At 27.0% G+C, this 21,877-nt stretch carries 21 protein-coding genes and 1 tRNA gene; 14 read left to right on the forward strand and 8 right to left on the reverse strand.

Annotated elements, in window-relative coordinates:
* The first annotated feature begins 25 nt into the window (after positions 1-25).
* From pheS to AC5SLL_RS00210, 8 genes are all read left to right on the forward strand, one after another.
* Positions 26-1,093: a phenylalanine--tRNA ligase subunit alpha gene (gene pheS / locus AC5SLL_RS00175; protein ID WP_494586610.1), complete on the forward strand. Its 1,068-nt coding sequence runs from the start codon at positions 26-28 to the stop codon at positions 1,091-1,093.
* Positions 1,090-3,498: a phenylalanine--tRNA ligase subunit beta gene (gene pheT / locus AC5SLL_RS00180; protein ID WP_494586611.1), complete on the forward strand. Its 2,409-nt coding sequence runs from the start codon at positions 1,090-1,092 to the stop codon at positions 3,496-3,498. The genes pheS and pheT overlap by 4 nt, the downstream gene beginning before the upstream one ends.
* A 2-nt stretch (positions 3,499-3,500) precedes the next feature.
* Positions 3,501-5,306, forward strand: a complete 1,806-nt coding sequence (gene lepA / locus AC5SLL_RS00185) for a translation elongation factor 4 (protein WP_494586612.1) — start codon at positions 3,501-3,503, stop codon at positions 5,304-5,306.
* A gap of 3 nt (positions 5,307-5,309) precedes the next feature.
* Positions 5,310-5,831, forward strand: coding sequence for a Gfo/Idh/MocA family protein (locus AC5SLL_RS00190; protein WP_494586613.1), 522 nt, complete (start codon positions 5,310-5,312; stop codon positions 5,829-5,831).
* 28 nt (positions 5,832-5,859) lie between these two features.
* A complete protein-coding gene (locus tag AC5SLL_RS00195) occupies positions 5,860-6,333 on the forward strand; it encodes a hypothetical protein (RefSeq protein WP_494586614.1) in 474 nt (157 codons plus the stop codon).
* Positions 6,326-6,796 carry a hypothetical protein gene (locus AC5SLL_RS00200; protein WP_494586615.1) on the forward strand — a complete coding sequence of 157 codons (471 nt, stop codon included), beginning with the start codon at positions 6,326-6,328 and terminating at the stop codon, positions 6,794-6,796. The genes AC5SLL_RS00195 and AC5SLL_RS00200 overlap by 8 nt, the downstream gene beginning before the upstream one ends.
* A gap of 14 nt (positions 6,797-6,810) precedes the next feature.
* On the forward strand, positions 6,811-7,134 hold the full coding sequence (locus AC5SLL_RS00205) for a hypothetical protein (protein ID WP_494586616.1): 324 nt from the start codon (positions 6,811-6,813) through the stop codon (positions 7,132-7,134).
* 155 nt (positions 7,135-7,289) lie between these two features.
* Positions 7,290-7,976 carry a class I SAM-dependent methyltransferase gene (locus tag AC5SLL_RS00210; protein ID WP_494586617.1) on the forward strand — a complete coding sequence of 229 codons (687 nt, stop codon included), beginning with the start codon at positions 7,290-7,292 and terminating at the stop codon, positions 7,974-7,976.
* On the opposite strand, the gene AC5SLL_RS00215 is transcribed toward AC5SLL_RS00210, so the two are convergent.
* The 3 genes from AC5SLL_RS00215 to AC5SLL_RS00225 are packed head-to-tail and all read right to left on the reverse strand — an operon-like array spanning position 7,966 to position 11,093.
* Complete coding sequence (locus AC5SLL_RS00215; protein WP_494587079.1) at positions 7,966-8,289, reverse strand: glycosyltransferase 61 family protein; 324 nt, start codon at positions 8,287-8,289, stop codon at positions 7,966-7,968. The two genes, AC5SLL_RS00210 and AC5SLL_RS00215, sit on opposite strands and share 11 nt — an antisense overlap.
* On the reverse strand, positions 8,250-9,044 hold the full coding sequence (locus AC5SLL_RS00220; protein WP_494586618.1) for a glycosyltransferase family 61 protein: 795 nt from the start codon (positions 9,042-9,044) through the stop codon (positions 8,250-8,252). Before AC5SLL_RS00220 ends, AC5SLL_RS00215 begins: the two co-directional genes overlap by 40 nt.
* Before the next feature lie 12 nt (positions 9,045-9,056).
* Positions 9,057-11,093 (reverse strand): outer membrane protein assembly factor BamB family protein, encoded by a 2,037-nt coding sequence (locus AC5SLL_RS00225; RefSeq protein WP_494586619.1) that lies wholly within the window; start codon positions 11,091-11,093, stop codon positions 9,057-9,059.
* A 70-nt stretch (positions 11,094-11,163) separates the two neighbouring features.
* Between AC5SLL_RS00225 and AC5SLL_RS00230 the strand changes: the two genes are divergently transcribed.
* From AC5SLL_RS00230 to AC5SLL_RS00240, 3 genes are all read left to right on the forward strand, one after another.
* Positions 11,164-11,253: transfer RNA gene (locus AC5SLL_RS00230), tRNA-Ser, on the forward strand.
* 114 nt (positions 11,254-11,367) lie between these two features.
* Positions 11,368-13,425, forward strand: a complete 2,058-nt coding sequence (locus tag AC5SLL_RS00235) for a DNA gyrase subunit B (RefSeq protein ID WP_494586620.1) — start codon at positions 11,368-11,370, stop codon at positions 13,423-13,425.
* Positions 13,426-13,427: 2 nt separating this feature from the next.
* The gene (locus AC5SLL_RS00240) at positions 13,428-14,708 is read left to right on the forward strand and encodes an ActS/PrrB/RegB family redox-sensitive histidine kinase (protein WP_494586621.1); all 1,281 of its coding nucleotides are present in this window, start codon (positions 13,428-13,430) and stop codon (positions 14,706-14,708) included.
* On the opposite strand, the gene AC5SLL_RS00245 is transcribed toward AC5SLL_RS00240, so the two are convergent.
* From AC5SLL_RS00245 to AC5SLL_RS00255, 3 genes are read right to left on the reverse strand one after another with little or no spacing between them, the layout of a single operon-like run.
* Positions 14,705-16,513, reverse strand: a complete 1,809-nt coding sequence (locus AC5SLL_RS00245; protein ID WP_494586622.1) for a cobaltochelatase CobT-related protein — start codon at positions 16,511-16,513, stop codon at positions 14,705-14,707. The genes AC5SLL_RS00240 and AC5SLL_RS00245 overlap by 4 nt on opposite strands.
* The gene (gene cobS, locus AC5SLL_RS00250; protein ID WP_494586623.1) at positions 16,514-17,488 is read right to left on the reverse strand and encodes a cobaltochelatase subunit CobS; all 975 of its coding nucleotides are present in this window, start codon (positions 17,486-17,488) and stop codon (positions 16,514-16,516) included.
* Positions 17,478-18,005, reverse strand: a complete 528-nt coding sequence (locus AC5SLL_RS00255; protein WP_494586624.1) for a J domain-containing protein — start codon at positions 18,003-18,005, stop codon at positions 17,478-17,480. The genes cobS and AC5SLL_RS00255 overlap by 11 nt, the downstream gene beginning before the upstream one ends.
* Before the next feature lie 25 nt (positions 18,006-18,030).
* Here AC5SLL_RS00255 and AC5SLL_RS00260 point away from each other — a divergent pair, with 25 nt between their 5' ends.
* On the forward strand, positions 18,031-18,291 hold the full coding sequence (locus AC5SLL_RS00260; protein ID WP_494586625.1) for a BolA/IbaG family iron-sulfur metabolism protein: 261 nt from the start codon (positions 18,031-18,033) through the stop codon (positions 18,289-18,291).
* On the opposite strand, the gene aroB is transcribed toward AC5SLL_RS00260, so the two are convergent.
* Entirely contained in the window at positions 18,280-19,386 is a 1,107-nt protein-coding gene (gene aroB, locus AC5SLL_RS00265; RefSeq protein ID WP_494586626.1) for a 3-dehydroquinate synthase, read from the reverse strand. The genes AC5SLL_RS00260 and aroB overlap by 12 nt on opposite strands.
* Complete coding sequence (locus AC5SLL_RS00270; RefSeq protein WP_494586627.1) at positions 19,373-19,885, reverse strand: shikimate kinase; 513 nt, start codon at positions 19,883-19,885, stop codon at positions 19,373-19,375. The genes aroB and AC5SLL_RS00270 overlap by 14 nt, the downstream gene beginning before the upstream one ends.
* Positions 19,886-19,923: 38 nt before the next feature.
* Between AC5SLL_RS00270 and AC5SLL_RS00275 the strand changes: the two genes are divergently transcribed.
* Together AC5SLL_RS00275 and AC5SLL_RS00280 are read left to right on the forward strand one after the other, a co-directional pair.
* A complete protein-coding gene (locus AC5SLL_RS00275; RefSeq protein ID WP_494573224.1) occupies positions 19,924-20,121 on the forward strand; it encodes a hypothetical protein in 198 nt (65 codons plus the stop codon).
* Positions 20,096-21,859: a hypothetical protein gene (locus AC5SLL_RS00280; protein WP_494586628.1), complete on the forward strand. Its 1,764-nt coding sequence runs from the start codon at positions 20,096-20,098 to the stop codon at positions 21,857-21,859. Before AC5SLL_RS00275 ends, AC5SLL_RS00280 begins: the two co-directional genes overlap by 26 nt.
* Positions 21,860-21,877 lie beyond the last annotated feature (18 nt).

Here is a 21,877-nt window from a genome sequence, read left to right on the forward strand (position 1 = left end):
TTCGGTGAAGAAATAATCTCTCAATATGTCTGATATTAAAAAAATAAAAGATGATTTTCTTTTAAAGCTAAAAGGTAATTTAGACCTTAATCAAGTTAATCAAATCAAGACAGATTTATTTGGTAAAGCTGGTCTAATTAGTTCTCAATTTAAAATGCTGGGAAAGGTAGCTGAAGAAGAAAGAAAGAAATTTGCATCAGACTTAAATCAGTTAAAAGATGAACTACAAAATTTAATATCCGAAAAAATTGATGATATTGAAACAAAAGAAATAAATCAAAAACTTGAAAAAGAAAAAGTAGATATAACTTTACCAGAGAGACCCTTCACACAGGGAAAGATACATCCTGTGTCACAGGTCATAGATGAAATTTCCTCAATTTTTTCGGAAATTGGATTTAGTGTTGAAGAGGGGCCCGATGTAGAAAATGAATATAATAATTTTACAGCATTAAATACACCTGACAATCATCCAGCAAGAGATATGCATGACACTTTCTATCTAGACGATAAAAAAGAATTATTGTTAAGGACCCATACTTCTCCAGTACAAATTAGAACAATGTTAAATGATAACCCACCTTTTAAAATAATAGCACCAGGTAGAACGTATAGGTCTGACAGTGATCAAACACATGCACCTATGTTTCATCAAGTAGAAGGACTACATATTGATAAAGATATTAACATGGGTCATCTAAAGGGGTGCTTAAGTTATTTTATTAAAGAGTTTTTTGAAGTTGATAAGATAAAAATGAGATTTAGACCTAGTCATTTTCCATTTACAGAACCTTCAGCTGAAGTTGATATTGGTTATGAAATTAAAGATGGAAAAATAGTTATTGGAGAAGGTGATAAATGGCTTGAAGTTTTAGGATGTGGAATGGTTCACCCAAATGTTTTAAGAAATGTGAAGGTAAATCCTGATGAGTTCCAAGGCTATGCATTTGGAATAGGTATAGATAGATTGGCAATGCTTAAGTATGGCATAAATGACTTAAGAGCCTTTTTTGATTGTGACTATAGATGGTTAAATCACTTTGGATTTGATCCAATAGATGTACCAACAAATTATAGAGGTCTAAGTAGATGAAGATTACAACTAACTGGCTCAAAGAACATTTAGACACAAAATTAAATGAAAACGAAATTATAGATAAACTTACCGATATTGGTTTAGAAGTAGAAAGTGTAGATAAGCAATCAGGTGAGCTTGATGCATTCATAGTAGCTAAAATTTTAAAGGCAGAAAAACATCCAGATGCAGATAGACTAAAAGTATGTGATGTTGATATAGGCTCGGGTAATCCTGTAAAAGTAGTCTGTGGTGCACCAAATGCAAAAAAAGGATTGTTAACAATTTATGCTCCACCAGGTGCAGTAATCCCAAAAAATCAAATGAAGTTAGTGGTTAGCAAAATAAGAGGAGTTACCTCATCAGGGATGCTTTGTTCAGAGTCTGAGTTAAATTTATCGGAAGAAAGTGATGGCATTACAGAGCTTTCAACAAAAAAATATGAAAAAAAAATTGGTAAAAATTATTTTCCAAAAAATGATTTAAATGTAATTGATATTTCTATTACCCCTAATAGAGCAGATTGTTTGGGAGTGAGTGGTATAGCAAGAGATTTAGCAGCAGCAGGAGCTGGCAAACTAATAAAGAAAAAAGAGCAAAAATTAAAAAAAAAAGGAAAACAAACTGTTAATGTTAAAATTTTAAATGAAAAAGGTCAGGCCTGTACATCATTTGGCAGTTGTTTAATTAAAGGTGTAAAAAATACAGAAAGTCCTGATTGGTTAAAAGAAAAGATAATATCCCTTGGTCAAAAACCTATATCTGCAATAGTTGATATTACAAATTATGTAATGTTTGATTTAAATAGACCTTTGCACGCATATGATGTTGATAAAATTGATAAACAAATCATTGTTAGAAATTCTAAAAAAGGTGAAAAATTTGAGGCATTAGATAATAAAGAATACGAATTAGAAAATGACATGTGCGTAATTTCTGATAATTCAGGTGTATTAGGTCTTGGTGGTATAATAGGTGGAATAAGAACAGGAACAGAGTTTGATACAAAAAATGTATTAATTGAGTCAGCGTATTTTAATCCAAGATCAATTAGAAAATCTTCTAAAATTTTAAATATAGATACTGATGCAAAATTTAGATTTGAAAGAGGTATTGATCCGCTATCCATAGAGCAAGGTCTTGAAAAAGCAGCTAGATTAATTAAAGAAATTTGTGGTGGAGAAATTAGTGAATTCGATATCCAAAAAACAGAAAAAACAAAAAACAGTAATATAAAATTTAATCCTGCTTTATTTGAAAAAATCACTGGATTTAATATTGCAAAAAAAGAAATGATACAAATTTTAGAAAATTTAGGATTTGAAGTTAAAAAAACTAAAAACTTTTTTGATTTGATAATTCCATCATGGAGACCTGATATTTCTCAAGAAGTAGATGTAGTAGAGGAGTTGGTTAGAATTAAAGGCTATGATCAAATTAAAATAATTGAGCCTGAAAAGAATAGAGCCAAAGACACTTTAAATTCAAAACAAAAACTATTTCATTTTTTACAAAGATCTATAGCTTCTAAGGGATATCTAGAGGCAATAACTTGGTCTTTTACAGACAGCAAGATTAATCAATTATTTTTAGAAAAAGATAAAGAAATTAAGATAGTTAATCCCATCAGTTCAGACTTGAACGTGTTAAGGTCTTCAATTTTTTCAAATTTGATTATTCAATTAAATAAGAACTTAGGAAGAGGATTTAAGGATTTATCAATATTTGAGATTGGCCCCACTTTTCAAGGAAGTCAACCAGGTGAACAACAGACAGTAATTAGCGGCTTAAGATCAGGTAAATTGTCTAGACAGAGCTGGATTGAAAAAGAAAGGTTAGTTGATGTTTTTGATGTAAAAAGAGATGTTGTTCAAAGTTTAGTTGAAGCAGGATTTAATAAAGATAAATTTTATATAGATGATGAAACACCCAATTATTATCACCCAGGAAAATCAGGAAGAGTTTTCTTAAATAAAGGTAAAGAAAAAGTAATAGCTTTTTTTGGTGATATTCATCCAAAGATTTTAAAGAAATTAGATATTAAATCAGAAGCTTTAGTTGGTTTTGAAATTTTTTTAGACAATATTAAACATCCTAAAAAATCATTAAAAGATCAAAAAACTCAATATAGATATTCAGACTTTCAAAAATCTGAAAGAGATTTTGCTTTTGTGTTGGATAAAAATTTTAAAGTACAGGAACTAATAGATATTATTTCCAATGTAGATAAAGAATTAATAAGATCAGTTAAAGTTTTTGATGTTTATGAAGGTATAAATATTCCAGAAAATAAAAAATCAATTGCACTTAATGTAACTATCCAATCCTTAGAAAAAACATTAAATGAAGAAGACCTTAATAAAATTAATCAACTTATTATATCTGCTGTAGAAACGAAAACTGACGCAAAGATTAGATCATAGTTATGGCAAAGATTGATCATATAAGAAACTTTGCAATTATTGCACATATTGATCACGGTAAATCAACAATTGCTGATAGAATAATACATAGTTGTGGAGGGCTTACTGAAAGGGAAATGAAGGCTCAAGTATTAGATTCAATGGACATAGAAAGAGAAAGAGGAATTACAATTAAAGCTCAAACAGTAAAGCTTAATTATAAATCTAAAGATGGTAAAGATTATATCTTGAATATAATTGATACACCGGGTCATGTTGATTTTAGTTATGAGGTGAGCAGATCTTTGTATGCCTGTGAAGGATCAATATTGATTGTTGATAGTACACAAGGTGTCGAAGCACAAACACTAGCAAATGTTTATCAAGCATTAGATATAAATCATGAGATTGTACCAGTTCTAAATAAAATTGATTTACCAGCTTCAGACTTAGAAAAAACAAAAACACAAATTGAGGAAGTAATTGGTATTGATACTGTAAATGCTATTCCTTGTTCAGGAAAAACAGGTGAGGGTATTAATGAAATTCTAGAACAAATTATTGTATCATTACCAGCTCCAGAGGGAGAAAAAGATGCCAATTTAAAATGTTTACTTGTTGATAGTTGGTATGACACTTATCTTGGTGTAGTTATTTTAGTTAGAGTTATTGATGGAAAAATTTCCAAAAATATGAAGATAAAAATGATGTCAACAAATCAAGAATATATTGTTGAAAAAGTTGGTGTATTCACTCCTAAAGCAACTGATATGAAAGAATTAAATGCAGGTGAAATTGGTTTTATAACAACTGGAATAAAAGTTTTATCAGAAACAAAGGTTGGGGATACCATTTGTGATGCAACCAAACCATTACAAGAAGCACTTCCAGGTTTTAAGAGAAGTAAACCAGTAGTTTTTTGTGGACTGTTTCCAGTTGATAGTTCTGAGTATCAAAAACTTAAAGATGGTTTAGGTAAGTTACAATTAAACGATGCCAGTTTTTCTTTTGAAGCAGAATCCTCATCAGCTTTAGGATTAGGTTTCAGATGTGGTTTTTTAGGACTTTTACATCTAGAAATAATTACCGAAAGACTTGAAAGAGAATTTGATATTAATTTATTAACAACCACACCAGGCGTAGTTTATAAAGTTCATATGAACAAAGGGGAAATAATAGAGCTACAAAATCCTTCAAGTTTACCAGAGCCTACTCTAATCAAATTTATTGAAGAGCCTTGGATTAAAGCAACAATTATTACACCAGATCAATATTTAGGAGCAATCATAAAAGTTTGCCAAGATAAAAGAGGAGTTCAAACAAACTTGAGTTATTCAGGCAACAGAGCAGTTTTAAATTATGAAATACCATTAAATGAAGTTGTTTTTGATTTTAATGATAGGCTTAAATCAATGACTAGTGGTTATGCAAGTTTTGATTACGAGATTATAGGGCATAGAGAGGGTGATTTAGTAAAATTAGGAATTCTTGTTAACGCTGAACCAGTAGATGCTTTGTCAATGATGGTTCACAAAGATTTTGCTCAAACTGTTGGAAGAGAAGTTTGTGAAAAATTGAAAGATTTAATTCCACGTCATAACTTTATGATTCCAGTGCAAGCTGCCATTGGAGGAAAAATTATAGCAAGAGAAACAATTAAAGGTTTCAAAAAAGATGTATTAACTAAAATTCACGGTGGTGGAGCTAGAGATAGAAAAAGAAAACTTTTAGATAAACAAAAAAAAGGAAAAGCTAGAGGGAAGCAATTTGGTAAAGTAGAAATACCACAAGAAGCATTTATTGGAGTTTTAAAAATTCAAAAAGAGTGATTTATGGAAAAAGTTAATTGGGGAATAATTGGTTTAGGGAAAATAGCTGAAGTATTTTCTAATGCATTTGAAGAAGCAGAAAATGCACAATTATTAGCAGTAGCTAGTAGAGAGCAAAAAAAACTAAATCAGTTTAAAGATCGTTTTAATTTAAAAAATAAATTTTTGTTTGATAATTATGAAGACCTTATTTCATGTAATGATATTGACATAGTGTATATTGCGCTACCTAATTCTTTACATCATCAGTGGATTATAGAATGTATTAAAAATAAAAAAAATATTTTAGTGGAAAAACCTGCAACTTTAAATTTTGCTACAGCGATAGATATTAAAAAAAATTTAGAAAATAAAAATTTATTTTTTGCTGAAGCTTTTATGTATAGATATCTTCCTCAAATAAATTTAGTGATAAATGCAATAAAAAATAAAGAAATTGGAAATCTTTTATCGATAGAAACTTCATTTGGAATGAATTTACTAACAAAAAAAAATTTTTTTTATTCAACAAAAAAAAAAAATTAATTATGAAGGAAGGAAATTTAACAAGAATTTGGGTGGTGGTTGTATCTTTGATTTAGGCTGTTATTCTTCATCATTTAGTTTACTGATAGCTTCACTTATAGATAATCATAATATTAATAATCTAAAATTAATTAATATCCAGAATGAAATTGGTGAAACAGGTGTTGATATTGATTCTTATGCTGAAATCCTTTTTGAAAATGGGTTTAAATCAAAAATTAGATCATCATTTAAAAGAAATCTAGGATATCAAAGTACTATATCAGGAGATAAAGGTAGTTTGATTATTAAAGATACATGGAAGGGCAATAAAATTATTAAAAAGACTGATAATTTCAATGAAGAGTTAGAGTTAAATACTTTTAAAAATATTTATACACATCAAATAATACAAATCAGCAAAAATATAATTAATAACGATAATAAACCAAATTTTCCTGGAATGAATTTAGATGAGACTATATTAAATGCAAAGATAATTGAAAAATGGGCACATGCATAAAAGTAAACTTTTGGATTGTATAACTTTTTTTGATAATAATTTAATATTTGAAATTAGATATAATGTTTTATCTGAATTCATAGATTACTTTGTAATATGTGAGTCAAAGTTTGATCATAAAGGCAATCCAAAAAAACAAAATTTTATATATAAAGATTATTATGACAAACAAAAAATAAAATATTTACTTGTAGACAAACCATTTCCTAAAAATACAAATGAATGGGAAAACCAAGCTATTCAAAGGGAAGAACTTTTAAAACAATTGAATTTTGCTGATCCAGATGACTATATTTTCTTTTCAGATCCAGATGAAATTCCTAGACCTGAATTATTGATCGATTTTAGTTTAAAAAAAAAATATGGAATATTTTTACAAAGTTGTTTTAATTATAAATTTAATCTTTTTAATCCGTTTGAATCTCCTTGGGAAGGCACAAGGGTAACAAAAAAAAAAATTTAAAATCAATTGATTACATGAGGCAAAAAATAAAATTAAAAAATTTAAATTATAGTTTTTTTAGACTTGATAAGGAAAAAAATATAGAATTGTTTAACAACGGGGGTTGGCATTTCCATAATGTTATGGAGCCTGAACAAATTTCCCTTAAATTAAGAACATTTGCACACTCAGAGTTTTCAGATGAAAAATTTTCTAAAGTAGAAATTATTAAAAATAAAATAAATGAGCAAATAGATTTATATGAAAGAGGTCACAAATATATGAAAATAGAGCTAGATAAATCGTTTCCAAAATTTATAGTTGATAATAAAATGTTGTATAAAAAATGGATATTATAACCAATAATTTTTTATAATTTTTACTGTGAATAAACTTAAAAAAATTTTGAATTAATAAATTTTTATTTCAGAAATTATATTCATTAAATTTTTATATATAAAAAATATTATCATTATTTATTGCAGAGTTTAATGATTAAGATAGTATTTTAATAATGGAAATTATAAATAAAAGACAGTGGAAGATAAATAAAATTCTTCATTATATCCTAAGAGAAAGATTCACAAAAAAAATTGAATTTAATTTTCCTAAAAATATAGATAGATGGAATTTAATAAATGAAATAATTTTTTTTAAAAATTTTTCTTCATATCTAGAAATAGGCTGTGATAACGACGATGCTTTTTCCAAAATTAAATTAAACGACAAAATAGGTGTAGATCCGTATTCTGGAGGAAATTTTAGAGGTACTAGTGATTTGTTTTTTCAACAAAATAAGAAAAAGTTTGATTGTATTTTTATTGATGGTCTTCATGAATACGATCAAGTTAATAAAGATATACTAAATTCACTAGATAGTCTGAATAAAAATGGAATTATTTTATTACACGACTGTTTGCCTCAAAGCATGAACCAACAAGCTGTACCAAGGTTTCAATGGGTATGGAATGGTGATGTTTGGAAAAGTATAGTAAAATTCAGATGTATAAAAGAATTAGACATTGTCACTTGTAAAATTGATCATGGTATATCTATTATTAGAAAAATAAATAATAAAGACCCTCTTTTGTTAGATATTAAAAATTTTAAAGAATTAAAATTTGAAGATTTTTATTATAATCATAATAAATATATGAGAATTTTAGATTACGAAAAGTTAATAGAGTATATTAAAAATTAATTTTCTTACCTAGTATTTTTAAATCAACAAAAATATCTCCATTTTTATTTTTAAGATATTTTTTTTGAGATTCTATTAAGCAATAATGTAAATTATTTACTTTTGATATTCTTTGGTAATATTTACCTGGATGTCCAAAAGGTTTCAATTCTATAACTTTTGTTTTTGGTTTGCAAAAAACAAGATTTGTCAACGCTGCACCGTGTGCTCCAATAATATTATTTGCGTTCCAAAACATATATATTTGTTTTACAAAACTTTGATTGGTTAATTTTACAATTTTAAAATTTTTTTTTTTAAATATTCTTTTAATTCTAAATGATTAATAATTTGGCAATGTGAAAACTTTGAGTCTGTTCTATCTATATAAATATTTTTGCTTATTCTAAATTTTTTTTTAAATTTTAGAAAAGTTTCTTTTATCCAGATAATTTGCCAACTTGGTAAATTATTTGATTGGTCATGAAACCTACCTTTGGAATACCATGGATGGGTTACAAAAAATAATTTTTTAGCATAAATATGTTTATAAATTTTACTTTTGATGATTTGTTTTTTTTTAATTCCTATTAATTTTAAACTTTCTTTCTGTGATGAAGTTAGGTTGCCTACATAAAGATAATTAATTTTATTAATTGAATAATTTGATGTAAATATTCTAATTTTAGGCAATATATCCATCAACCAATGAAAATAATTTTCTGTACTTGCTCCTTGAATTAAGGATAAAATATTACCGTTATATTTTTTCTGAAAGTTAGTTAATCCTTTTTTTAAAACTGAATTATTTTTTAGAGAAATTATTTTACCATTTCCATGCTGGAATGAACATTTAGCATATAATTTCTTGTCACTTATTGCTGCAACATTCTCTGTATTATCAGTAAAAACTGATCCATTTGTTATCAAGTATATAAAATATTTTCTTCTTTTAAAAAATTTATCTTTTACTTTAATTTTTGTAATTAACTTTGAATTTTCTTCATTATCAATCGTAATATCACCATATAAACATTTAAAAAATATTTGTATTAATTTTTTATAAGTTTTTTTCAATAAATTTTTCATTATAAATAAAAACTATTCCTTAAGTTTAAAAGCTATTAGTAGATTTCCATCATTTACTAGATGGGGATAACCTTGTTTCAAAGTTCTTCCTCCACTAGAATGTAAAACTATATATTGTTTATTTTCATAAAGATAAGTTGAGGCTGGAGCTGATCCTATAAAAGGTAATTCTTCACTAAATAAAATATCTCCATTTTGGCTATCAAAAACATATAATTTTTTATCTAGCGTGCCAGTTGCTATTGCAATGTTTCCAGCTGTAGCTGTAACACCTCCAAAGTTTTCAGTGCCTGTAGCCGATAAACCTTTTTTCTTAAGATAATCAAACTCTCCAAACGGAACTTGCCATATTATTTTACCATTATTTAAATCTAAAGCTGTAAGGGATCCCCAGGGCGGTTTAATAACTGGATAGCCATTTTTATCCAGAGCTCTATTAAAATAGCTTGAGTATTTTGGTATTAAACTTTTTTTATCTTCAATCTTTTTAATTCCAGTTTCCCATAATATATTGTTACTAGTAACATACATTATACCATTATCATGGTCTACTGATCCACCCATCCACTCAGCACCACCGTTAAAGCTGTATTGTAGTGTTTTTTTTCCTATTTCATAAGGTTGATAAAAACCAAAAATATAATTTTCATATTTAATATCTGTTTCTTTTTCAATTTCTTCATCATAAGACCATAAATCATCTTTAGAAAATTTGTTTTTACCAAAAGGTTCTGGAAATTCCAAATCCGGTTGATAAAAACTAGTTTTTTCACCTGGTAATTTTGATATTGGAGCTTTACGAAATCTAAAATCAAAAATTGGTTCTCCTGTTAGCCTATCAAGAATTAATGTATTAGATTTTTTTGTAGGTGTTACGACAACATCAATTTTTTTATTATCTTTGATTATTGATGTTAAAATTGGTGGAGCAGGCAAGTCAGAATTCCATATGTCATGCGAAGTTTCTTGAAAACTCCATAGAAATTCTTTTTTTTCTAAATCAATTGCAATTAAGCTACTTGAATTAGGATTATTTCCTGGTCGTTGTGTACCATCAAAATAAAAATGAGGATTACCTGTTGTAAAATATAATATTCCTCTTTTTTTATCTAGTGAAATCCCTCCCCAGGAATTTGAACCATTGTTATTAAATTTTTTTCCTCCAAATCTTTTTGATATTTTTTTTATATATTTTAATTTCCATTTTGTTTTTCCTGAATACAAATCATATACTTCTATGGCTCTATCCCAAGTAACAATTATAATATTATCTTTATAAATTACAGGTGTGGTAACATTGAGACCTGTTCTTTTTACTAGACCATTTCTCCCAAATGATTTGATAAAATTTCCATTTTCTGCATTTAAAGAAATCAACTCCTCCCTATCAGAAAATATTATTCTTGCAATTTTATCATTACTATCTTTGTGATATAGTAAACCTCGTCTTGCTACTGAATTACTAAATTTCTTTGACTTCCAAATTAAATTTCCAGATTTTCCATCAAGAGCGACTATATATCCACCAGCAACTGGTGTGTATATTATTCCATCTACGATTATAGGGTTAGCTTGAATATCTCCTTTATAATTTTTCATTTCAAATGTCCATGCAATTTCTAAGTTGGATGCATTTTTGTTATTAATTTTTTTCAAATTTGAAAATCTATTTGAAGAGTCATTACCATGACTTCTTTCCCAATTTGAAAGATTTATAGGATTATTGTAAATATTTTTTGTAAATTCTTTTTTATTTTTTAAAATTTTATATTCTGGAAGCTTATCCCTTCCATCATTATTAGAATTCCAATAATTTTTATGTTTATCAAAATATTTAACTAAAATATTCTCTAAAGTTCTATTATATAATTTATCAATTTTTTTTAAGATTTTGTTGTTTACATTTTTGATATCATAAGTCACGATACTTTGATTCAAAAAAGAGATATCAATTTTTTTGTAATCTTTCCAAACCAAAAAAAAAATTAAAAATAAAAATAACAAAAAAAGTTTTTTTTTATTATTTTTTAATTTATTTATTAAATTCATATATTTATTTTCTTAATATATGATAAATCTACAAAACAAATATGATAAATCTACAAAACAAAATATAAATGGAGAGGTGGCCGAGTGGTTGAAGGCGCACGCTTGGAAAGCGTGTAAAGGAGAAATCCTTTCATGGGTTCGAATCCCATTCTCTCCGCCATCAAATAAGCCAATATTTACAATCTTAATTAGGCTTTTTTAACTCAATTAATTAAAGATAAATCAGCATTTTTTTTAAAAAATGTTATAATTTTATTTTCCAAAAAATTAAAAAATGACAAATAAAAACACATATCAGGCAGATTCTATTAAAGTTTTAAAAGGTCTTGAGGCCGTTAGAAAAAGACCTGGAATGTATATTGGTGACACAGATGATGGCACTGGTTTGCATCATATGGTTTATGAAGTTGTTGATAACTCAATTGATGAAGCTTTAGCAGGGCATTGTAAAAATATAGAAGTTAAAATTAACTCTGATGGAACAATTACAGTAAGAGATGATGGTAGAGGAATACCTGTAGACATGCATAAAGGTGAAAAAATGTCTGCAGCTGAGGTTATCATGACCCAGCTTCATGCGGGTGGAAAATTTGATCATGATTCCTATAAAGTTTCAGGTGGTCTTCATGGGGTTGGAGTTTCAGTAGTTAATGCCTTATCAGAAAAATTAAAATTAGAAATTGATAGAGATGGCAATAGATATTATATGGAATTTAAAGACGGTGTTTCAATAGCTCCGCTTAAAATTAAAGGAAAATCAAAAAATACTGGCACACAAATAACTTTTTTACCGTCAAAAGAGATTTTTTCTTCAATAAAATTTTCACCTAATATTATTATTAAAAGAATGCGAGAACTTGCATTCTTAAATAAAGGAATAAAAATCACAATCAATGATTTAAATCAAAAAAAAGAAAAGGTAATTGAATTCAAATTTGATGGTGGGGTTTTAGAATTTGTAGATTTTTTAGATGAAAAAAGAGAAAAACTTTTAAACAAAACAGGAAATGATTTGTTTAAAAAACCAATTTATATAGAGGGCAAAAAAGATAATATAGAAATTGAATGCTCTCTAAAATGGAATGCAAGCTATGGTGAAGATATTTATCCTTATACTAATAATATATATCAAAAAGATGGTGGAACCCATTTACTAGGATTTAGAAGTGCACTTACAAGAGTTATCAATAAATATGCTGCTGAACACAATCTATTAAAAAAAAATAAATTAAATATCTCAGGTGACGATATTAAAGAGGGATTAACTTGTGTAATTTCAGCAAAAATACCAGATCCTAAATTTTCATCACAAACAAAAGATAAACTAGTTTCATCAGAGGTTAGAATGATTGTGGAAAATATTATAAGTGAAAAATTATCAATATGGTTTGATCAAAACCCATCAATTTCTAAAATTATTTTAGCAAAAGTAATGCAAGCAGCTTTAGCAAGAGATGTTGCTAGAAAAGCTAGGGAGAATGTTAGAAGAAAAGGTGCATTAGAGTTAAGTGGTTTACCTGGAAAACTTGCTGATTGCCAAATAGGCAAACAAGAAGGTACTGAATTATTTATAGTAGAGGGAGATTCTGCGGGAGGTTCGGCAAAACAAGGGAGAAATAGATCTAATCAAGCTGTTTTACCATTAAGAGGAAAAATACTTAATACGTATGTTGAAGAAATTGTTCTCAAAAAAAATAGTAATAAAGATGGGAGCGAACATAGAACAAAGGCATTAGCAAAAATGATGTCATCAAATGAAGTGGTAACTTTGATTAATGCGCTTGGTTTAGACCCAAAGGTTCAAGATATTGATTTAAAAGATCTAAGGTATGGTAAAATAATTATTATGACCGATGCTGATGTTGATGGATCTCATATTAGAGCTTTGTTGTTAACATTTTTTAATAATAAGCCATTTAATAAATTGATTGAAAATGGTCATGTTTATCTAGCCCAACCACCTTTGTTTAAAATAAATAAAGGTACAAAAGGGATTTACATTAAAGATGAAAAAGAATTAGAAGACTATATTTTAAAACATAGCAAAGAATTACAAAAAATAAAAAAAGGAACAAAAGAATTTATGAGAGCTTATGAGGAAGAAAAATCAAGAATGAGCATTCAAAGGTTTAAGGGATTAGGAGAGATGAATCCAGAAGAATTGTGGAGCACGACTTTGGATCCTGAAACTAGAAATTTATTACAAGTTCAATATTCAAAAGACTTAAAAAAAGACCAAGATTTAATTCACACTTTAATGGGCAATGATGTTGCCTTAAGAAAAGATTTTATTGTGTCAAATGCAATTAATGTTCAAAATTTAGATATCTAATAATGAAGTTTTTCGAAACTTCAAAATATTTTTCATTAAAAAAATCTACTTACATAAATTTAAGATGGATTGCAATTATTGGTCAACTTATAACAGTCAACCTTATTTATTTTGTTTTTGATTTTAGATTTAGTCTAATTTTAGCAAATTTAACAATTCTATTTGGAGTGCTAAGTAATCTTTATTTAATCTATATTAACCAGAACACTCAACTAAGAGATAAGATAGCATTTCTTTTTTTATTTATTGATATTTTACAGCTGAGTTGTTTGATTTATTTATCGGGTGGAATTATAAATCCTTTTTCAATTTTTTTGATTATCCCAGCTATATTTTCATCGTCTAATTTAGGATTTAGAAGCAATTTATTATTAGTTTGCCTCACAGTTTTAATAATTATTTTTCTTACCTTTTTTAATCAACCTTTACCCTATCCAATTAAAGAATATTTTCACGTAGACAGCTATTATTACTATTCAATTCCAATAGCATTAATTATTGCTTTACTTTTTTTGAATTATTTTGCTTCAACCTTTGGATCAGAATCCAGAATAAGAAAAGAGGCACTAAATAAAATGGAAGAAATCATGTCGAAAGAACATGAGTTATTATCATTAGGAGGACAAGCCGCTGCTGCCGCACATTCTCTTGGAACTCCATTTTCAACTATTAAAATTATTTCATCAGATTTATTAAAACAATTTAATGATAATATTGATGTTAAAAAGGATATTGAATTGTTAGTCAGTCAGATAGATAGGTGTAGTGAGATACTTAAAAAGCTTACATTAAACCCAATAATAGAGGATACTTTTATTGATAGTAATCTTACATTGTCAAAATATATAGATGAGATTGTTAAATCATTTCAAGAAATAAGCAAAAAAGAGTTTATTGTAAATTATGATCAAAATTCTAATCCATTAAGATTTAATAAGTCCATAGAGGTAATTTATGGCTTGAGAAATTTTATTGGTAATGCAAATAAATTTTCAAGAAAAAAAGTTTTTATAACACTTAAAACAAATAGTGAGTTTTCTGAAATTATGATCGAGGATGATGGTGAGGGGTATCCTAAGGATGTGCTAAGTAAAATTGGTGAACCTTATGTTAAATCTCTAAAGTCATCTATAAAGTCAAAATCTGGATTAGGACTTGGAATGTTTATAGGAAAAACTTTGCTTGAAAAAAATCATGCAAGTATTTTATGTAAAAACTCAGAAACAAGAACAGGTGCTGAAGTGAATATAAAGTGGAAAAATCAAGATCTTTTAAAACTTTAATGTAATTTATTTTTAGTTTCAAATAAGCCACTTAATTGGGATATCATAACATCACCAAGTTCATGAACATCTGTTATTTTAATGGCCTTATCATAGTATCTCGATACATCATGACCAATCCCAATTGCAAGAATTTCAACATCAGTTTTGACCTCTATGAACTTGACTATTTTTTTTAAATGTTTTTCTAGAAAATCTCCAGAATTGACAGATAAGGTTGAGTCATCCACAGGAGCCCCATCTGAAATTACCATCAAAATTTTTCTTTCCTCTTTTCTTTTTTTTATTCTATTGTAGGCCCACGATATAGCCTCACCATCTATATTTTCTTTTAAAAGACCTTCCTTAAGCATTAGACCTATATTATTTTTAGTCTGTCGCCATTGAGTATCCGCACCTTTATAAATTATATGTCTTAAATCATTTAGTCTTCCAGGATTCTTTGGCTTATTTCTTTTTGTCCAAGCTTCTCTACTTTTTCCACCTTTCCAATTTTTAGTGGTAAAACCTAATACTTCAACTTTAACAGAACACCTTTCTAAAGTTCTAGACAATATATCTGCACAAAGAGCAGCAATAGTAATTGGACGTCCACGCATTGAACCTGAGTTATCGATTAGAAGTGTTACTATAGTGTCTTTAAAATCAAGATCTTTCTCTTTCATAAATGATAAAGAATTATATGGATCCATAATTACTCTTGTTAACTTTGAGCTATCCAACAAACCTTCCTCTAAATCAAATTCCCAGGATCGATTTTGTTTAGCAAGAAGTTGTCTCTGTAATTTATTAGCAAGCTTAGTTATAAGATCTTGAAAACCAATTAACTGTTGATCTAAATTTTTTCGTAGTTTTTGAGTTTCTTTTAAGTCTTCTAAAATTTCTGCTTTTGCAATTTCATCAAATTCATTTGTATAGATTTTATATTCTTGATCAATATTGTTAAGATTAGATTTTTGAAGAACACTCTCTGAGCTTTCTTCTAATGATTCAGAGTCCTCTAGCTGTTCATTCATTTGTTGATCACTAAGATCAAATCCTGCATCAAGACTAGCTTTTATCTCATCTTGTTTGTTTTCATCTTCTTTAGCATCTGATTGATTTTCATCATTATTCTCAGATTTATTATCTTGATGATTATCTTTTTCATCTTCATTCTTATTATTTTCTTCATTATTTGAATTAAAAATATCCATATTTTCTAAAATTTCAGAAAATTTTAAGCTGTAATTGTCTTGATCTTCTAAGTTTTCATTTAAAAAATCTATGTGCTTATCAATAAATGTTGAAAAATCTTTCTCCCATACACTTAACATTTTGGATGATGTTGAGTTAAGTTTTAAATTAAAAAATTTTTTTAGCATAAATAGTTCAAATGCCTCAGCAACAGGAACATCATCCTTGTTTTTGACTTGATCTTTATGATTAGAATTAATTTTTTGTTTATAATTTTCGTTTAAATTTTTTCCAACACCTTTGAGCATTTTTCCGCCCAAAACCTCATATCTAATTTTTTCTGCAATATTATATAAAGATTTACAAGATGGATTATTTGGCAGGTTTTTATTAAATATATCTTTATTTGAAAATTTTTTCTTTAAAGCTTCCGAATCTGTTTCTGCTCTCAATCTAATAAAATCATTTTTATTAGATAAATTGGTTACATCAAAAAAATCAATTTTTTTATTACTTAAACTTTTATCAAGTTTTTTTACATTCAACTTATAATCTTCAGAAATTACCTTTGCAGTTGAAATTAAAGCTTGTTTAAATTGCTCTTTAAAATTATTTTCTTTGCTGCTCATTTAAATCTGAATATTAACCATAGACTCTGGCAGTTCCTCGCCAAAACATCTTTGATAATATTCAGCTATAGTATTTTTTTCAATGTCATCACACTTGTTTAAGAAGGTAACTCTAAATGCATAGCCAGTGTCTTTAAAGATTTCAGTATTTTCTGCCCAATGCAATACTGTTCTGGGACTCATCACGGTAGATATATCTCCAGCTATAAAGCCTTTTCTAGTTAAAGAGGCTACTTTAATCATGTTTGCAATTTTTTCTTTACCTTTTGAATTATTCAAATTTTTATTTTTTGCCAAAACAATCTCCATTTCTTTATCAAGACTGAGATAGTTCAGCGATGTTACAATATTCCATCTATCCATTTGACCCTGGTTAATCTGCTGGGTTCCATGATACAATCCAGTAGTATCCCCCAATCCTACAGTATTAGATGTTGCAAATAGTCTAAAAAATTTATTTTGCTTTATTACTTTATTTTTATCAAGAAGAGTAAAATTTCCTTCTGCTTCTAGAACTCTCTGAATAACAAACATAACATCTGGTCTACCAGCATCGTATTCATCAAAAACAAGAGCAACTGGGTTTTGTATTGACCAAGGCAAAATACCTTCTTTAAATTCAGTAATCTGTTTTCCATCCTTTACAACTATTGCGTCTTTACCAATTAAATCAATTCTACTTACATGACTGTCTAAATTTACTCTAATACAGGGCCAATTTAATCTAGCAGCAATTTGTTCTATATGAGTTGATTTACCAGTTCCATGATAACCCTGAACTAAAACTCTTTTATTAAATGCAAATCCCGAAACTATTGCAAGAGTGGTGTCTTTATCAAATTTGTAATTTTTGTCTATTTCTGGGACATACTCACTTTTTTTGGAAAAAGCATCCACTTCCATATCTGAGTCAATTCCAAAAGATTGTTTTAAAGATATTTTGATATCTGGCTGTATATTTAAATTAGGTGTCAATTTTTTCCCTATATGTATTCTTTAGCTGGGTGTAAGCTAAAGTAATTAATTTAAGTTTTTCTTCGTATTCTTTATTTCCTAAATTAATATCAGGGTGAAATTTTTTGACAAGAGTTTTGAATTTGTTTTGTATTTGTTCCCATTTTAATCCAACAGAAACACCTAAAATACTAAAAGCTTTAATATCATTAGCATCAAATTTAAATTGATTCATATGATTATATTCACCTCTAAGTTTTGTTTTATCAAATTCATCCTTTAAAGTTGTGTTCCACAAAACTTTAAAAAAATTATCAGAAGAACTAAAGCTTTGAGTTGGTTTATGCCATGTCATATCAGATTTAAGAAAATCAAAGACCTGCTCATCATCCATACCTTTAAAATAATTCCAATTCTTATTGAATTCTTTGACATGTACCAAACAAAGTAATCGGTATTTCTTACTATTATCTTTTTCAATTGGTGCTTTATATTCACCTATTTCAAAACAATTATTCCAATCACAAATATTTTTCATGCTATATAATAATAAGTTATTATTTATGAATATAAACGAATTAATTACAATTGTTAAAAATAAACTTCAAAAGGAAATCATAATTCAGGATTTAAAAATTGAAGATAAAAGTTTTCTACATAAAAACCACAAGCAAAATCAAGAAGGAAGGTACCATTTAAAATTGACCATTAAATCTAATGAGCTTGCTCAATTATCTAAAATAGAATCAACAAAAAAAATTTATAATATCTTAGATTTAGAACTTAGAAATTATATACATTCAATACAAATATTATTGAATTAATTCTTTTTGTAAAAAAGTAGCAATTCTTTTTTCATTGAATTCAAGTTTATGAATAGGGGTACCAATTTTTTTTAATAAAATTAAATTAATTTTTTTTGTATTGTTTTTTTTATCCTTTTTCATAAAAGATAAAATCTTATTAAGATCCTTAATTGAAAAAAATTTATTAATATCACTGAGAAGATTTAATTTATTAAGATGATTTTCAATTATTTGAAAATCTTTTATATTTAAATTTTTATTTATTAGACTGAACTTTGCTGCTGTTTTTACTCCCAGTATAACAGCCTCACCGTGATTTAATCTTTTTGAGTATCCAAGTGTTGCTTCGAATGCGTGAGCAAATGTATGTCCGAGGTTTAATATTTTTCTTATCCCCATCTCTTTTTCATCTTCCTCAACCACTCTTTTTTTTATTAAACAGCTTTGATAAATAGCTTTTTCAATGAATGGGCTTTTTAATCTTAAAATGTTAGTTCCATTTTTATTCAAAAATAAAAAGAATTTCTTATCTTTAATCAGAGCGTGTTTAAGTACCTCTCCATAACCACAAACGATTTCCCTTTTTGGCAAAGACTTTAAAAAATTAATATCAGAAACAACTAAACTTGGTTGATAGAATGATCCAATTAAATTTTTACCATACGGGGTATTTACACCAGTCTTGCCACCAATTGATGAGTCGACCTGTGAGAGTAAAGTAGTTGGAATATTAATAAATTTTAAACCTCTTTTATATATACTTGCTGCAAACCCCGAGACATCTCCTGTTATGCCCCCTCCAATAGAAATTAAACAATCGTTTCTGTTAAAGTTTTTTTTTAAAAGAATTGATAAAATTTTTTGTACACTATTTTGATTTTTATTTTTTTCACTCGCATTAAAATAGTGAATTATAGTTGAGTATCTTGGTAAAGATTTAAGTACTTCTTTAATCAATTTTTTGGGGACATTTTTGTCTGCCACAACAAGACAATTATTTAAATTTATAGAAGTGTTTTTTAAAAAATTATTTAATTTATTTAAAATATTATTTCCGATATAAATAGGGTATTCTTGATTGGCAGTATTCACTTGTATTTTAATTAAGCTCATAAATTTTTAATATTTTTTTTTGTATTTCAGTTTTTGTAAGTTTATTACAGTTTATCTTAAATTGTGCTTTAGAATATACCTTAATTCTTTTTTTAATAATTTCTTTAATTTCCTTATCGGTTGATTTAAAAACTAATGGTCTTTTTTTACTATTTCTTATTCTTTGAAGCAAAATTGATTCATCCCAATCAAGCCAAAAACTGATATGATTTGACAAAACCTCTTTTCTAACATTATCATTTATAAAACCACCTCCACCCAGAGCAATCACATTTTTTTTATTTTTTAAGGATTTAAGTGTGATTTTTTCTTCTAATTTTCTGAAATAATCTTCTCCTTTATTTTCAAATATTTCTGTAATTGACATCCTTAAAGACTCCTCAATTAAATTATCAATATCGATGAATGGAAGTTTTAGTTTTTTTGACACTAAACTTCCTATAGAGGATTTTCCAGATCCCATCATTCCTAAAAAAATGATGTTTTTATTTGAATCCATAAGCTTTCTTTATTGAAAAAACACAAATATGTCTTAATTTGAAATTAATAAAAGATTATATGCAATTTACAAAAAATACAAGTAGCAGCAGAACTAGAGGTCTATTAATTAAAGTATTATTGATTTTAGTTGTTGTTGTAGTTGCCACAATGTTTTTAGGAAAAATAGAAGTCCCATATCCCAACAAAGATGTTGAAAAAATTATCTCAAATGAAAAACTTAAAATTGTTAAATAGAAAATGTTTTATAATTTTTCTGTTTTCCTTTTTTATAAGTCTTAATGTTCAATCACAAGAACCTATTGATATCTGGAGCATAGAAGATAAGAGCAATACCAATAAAGTCTTAAATACCAAAAATGATGATGACAAAGAAATTCCTCAGAACAGTATTTATGAAATGCAATCTCAAAGTAATAGTGAGTTAAATATAGAGCAATCACAAACTTTAGTCTCAAAAGAGGTAAAATTAGTAGGCTTATATGATCCAGAAGAAAATGGGCTAGATATAAATATGTGGTCTAATTCTAATGGTGATCAAATTTTAAATATTTTTAAACGCATAGATAAGCTCAATTTATCTCAAGATGCTTCAGAAATAATGGATATTTTACTTTTGACCAATGCATATTATCCCAAACAAAATATTACAGAAGAACAGTTTTTAGAAATAAAGTCTAACTGGCTTATTAAAAAATCAAATTATCAATTAATTGAAAATTATTTATTAACAAATCAAATTATCAATGAGAATTCAAAATTAACTAAATATTTAGTTGATTATTATTTGTCTGAATCAAATGTTAAAAAAGCTTGTGAAATATTTTCTGAAATTAAAGATTCCATAGAAGATGTTTATTTGTCTAAATTTAATATTTATTGCCTCATTCATAATAACAAAAAAGAAGAAGCTCAACTACTGATAGATTTAAAAAAAGAACTTAATGATTTTAATGATAAGTTTTTTGAAAAAAAAATTAATTATTTGATGGGTTATACCAACGAACCTGATACAGAAATATCAGAAAATACAATATTAAATTTTCATTTATCTCATATAACTAACCCAGATTTTAAATTTGAACCTAAAAACTCAACAGCAAAAGAAATATGGCGATATTTGTCGACATCAAACCTTTTATATAAAATTAATGATATTGAAATTAATGAATTAGATAAAATTACAAATATTGAAAAGGCCACTCATGATGGCAATTATTCAGAAAAGGAATTGTTTGAACTTTATAAGAGATTCCAATTCACCATAAATCAACTACTCAACATTAAAGAATCTACAAAAGTACTCCCTGCTATTGAGTCTAGGGCTTTAATTTATCAAGGAATTTTGATTACAACAAATATAGAAAAAAAACTTGAACTAATGAATGCACTAAAAAACTCCTTTAAAATCGATGAAATGGAAGACGCATTTTCTGATGAATTAAGAAACCTTTTAAGTGATATTGATGAACAAGAAGTCCCATCTAATTACACAACTTTTTATCAAAATTATATTGATAAAAAAGAAAATAAATTAACTAATATTAAAATAAATAATAAAATTTTACATCAATCAAAATTGATTAATCATTTTATATTAGAAAATGGCTTAAGTGATATTAACAAAGACGTAAACAATTTATTAAAAAAAATTAAAAAAGATAAAAAATATTTTTTCTCAAAAAAAGATATTATTTTAATTGAGTCTTTAAAGTCTGATGGAGTAAAAGTTCTTGATAAATTTAATACTTTATATGAACCCAATGACTATGAAATGCCATCAGATATTCAAATATTTATAAATAGTGGAGATATGGCAGCAACAATACTTAGAGTTATTGAAGTTATTGGACGAGATGAACTAAAAAATATTGATGATGATACATTATATTTTATAATTAGTGCTCTTAACCAGCTAGATATTGATCCAATAAGAAATAAGATTCTGCTTAAAGTTCTTCCTTTAAAAGTTTAAAAATTATACTAAAATAAT

It is taken from the genome of Candidatus Pelagibacter sp. PS_43 (genome assembly GCF_059417795.1).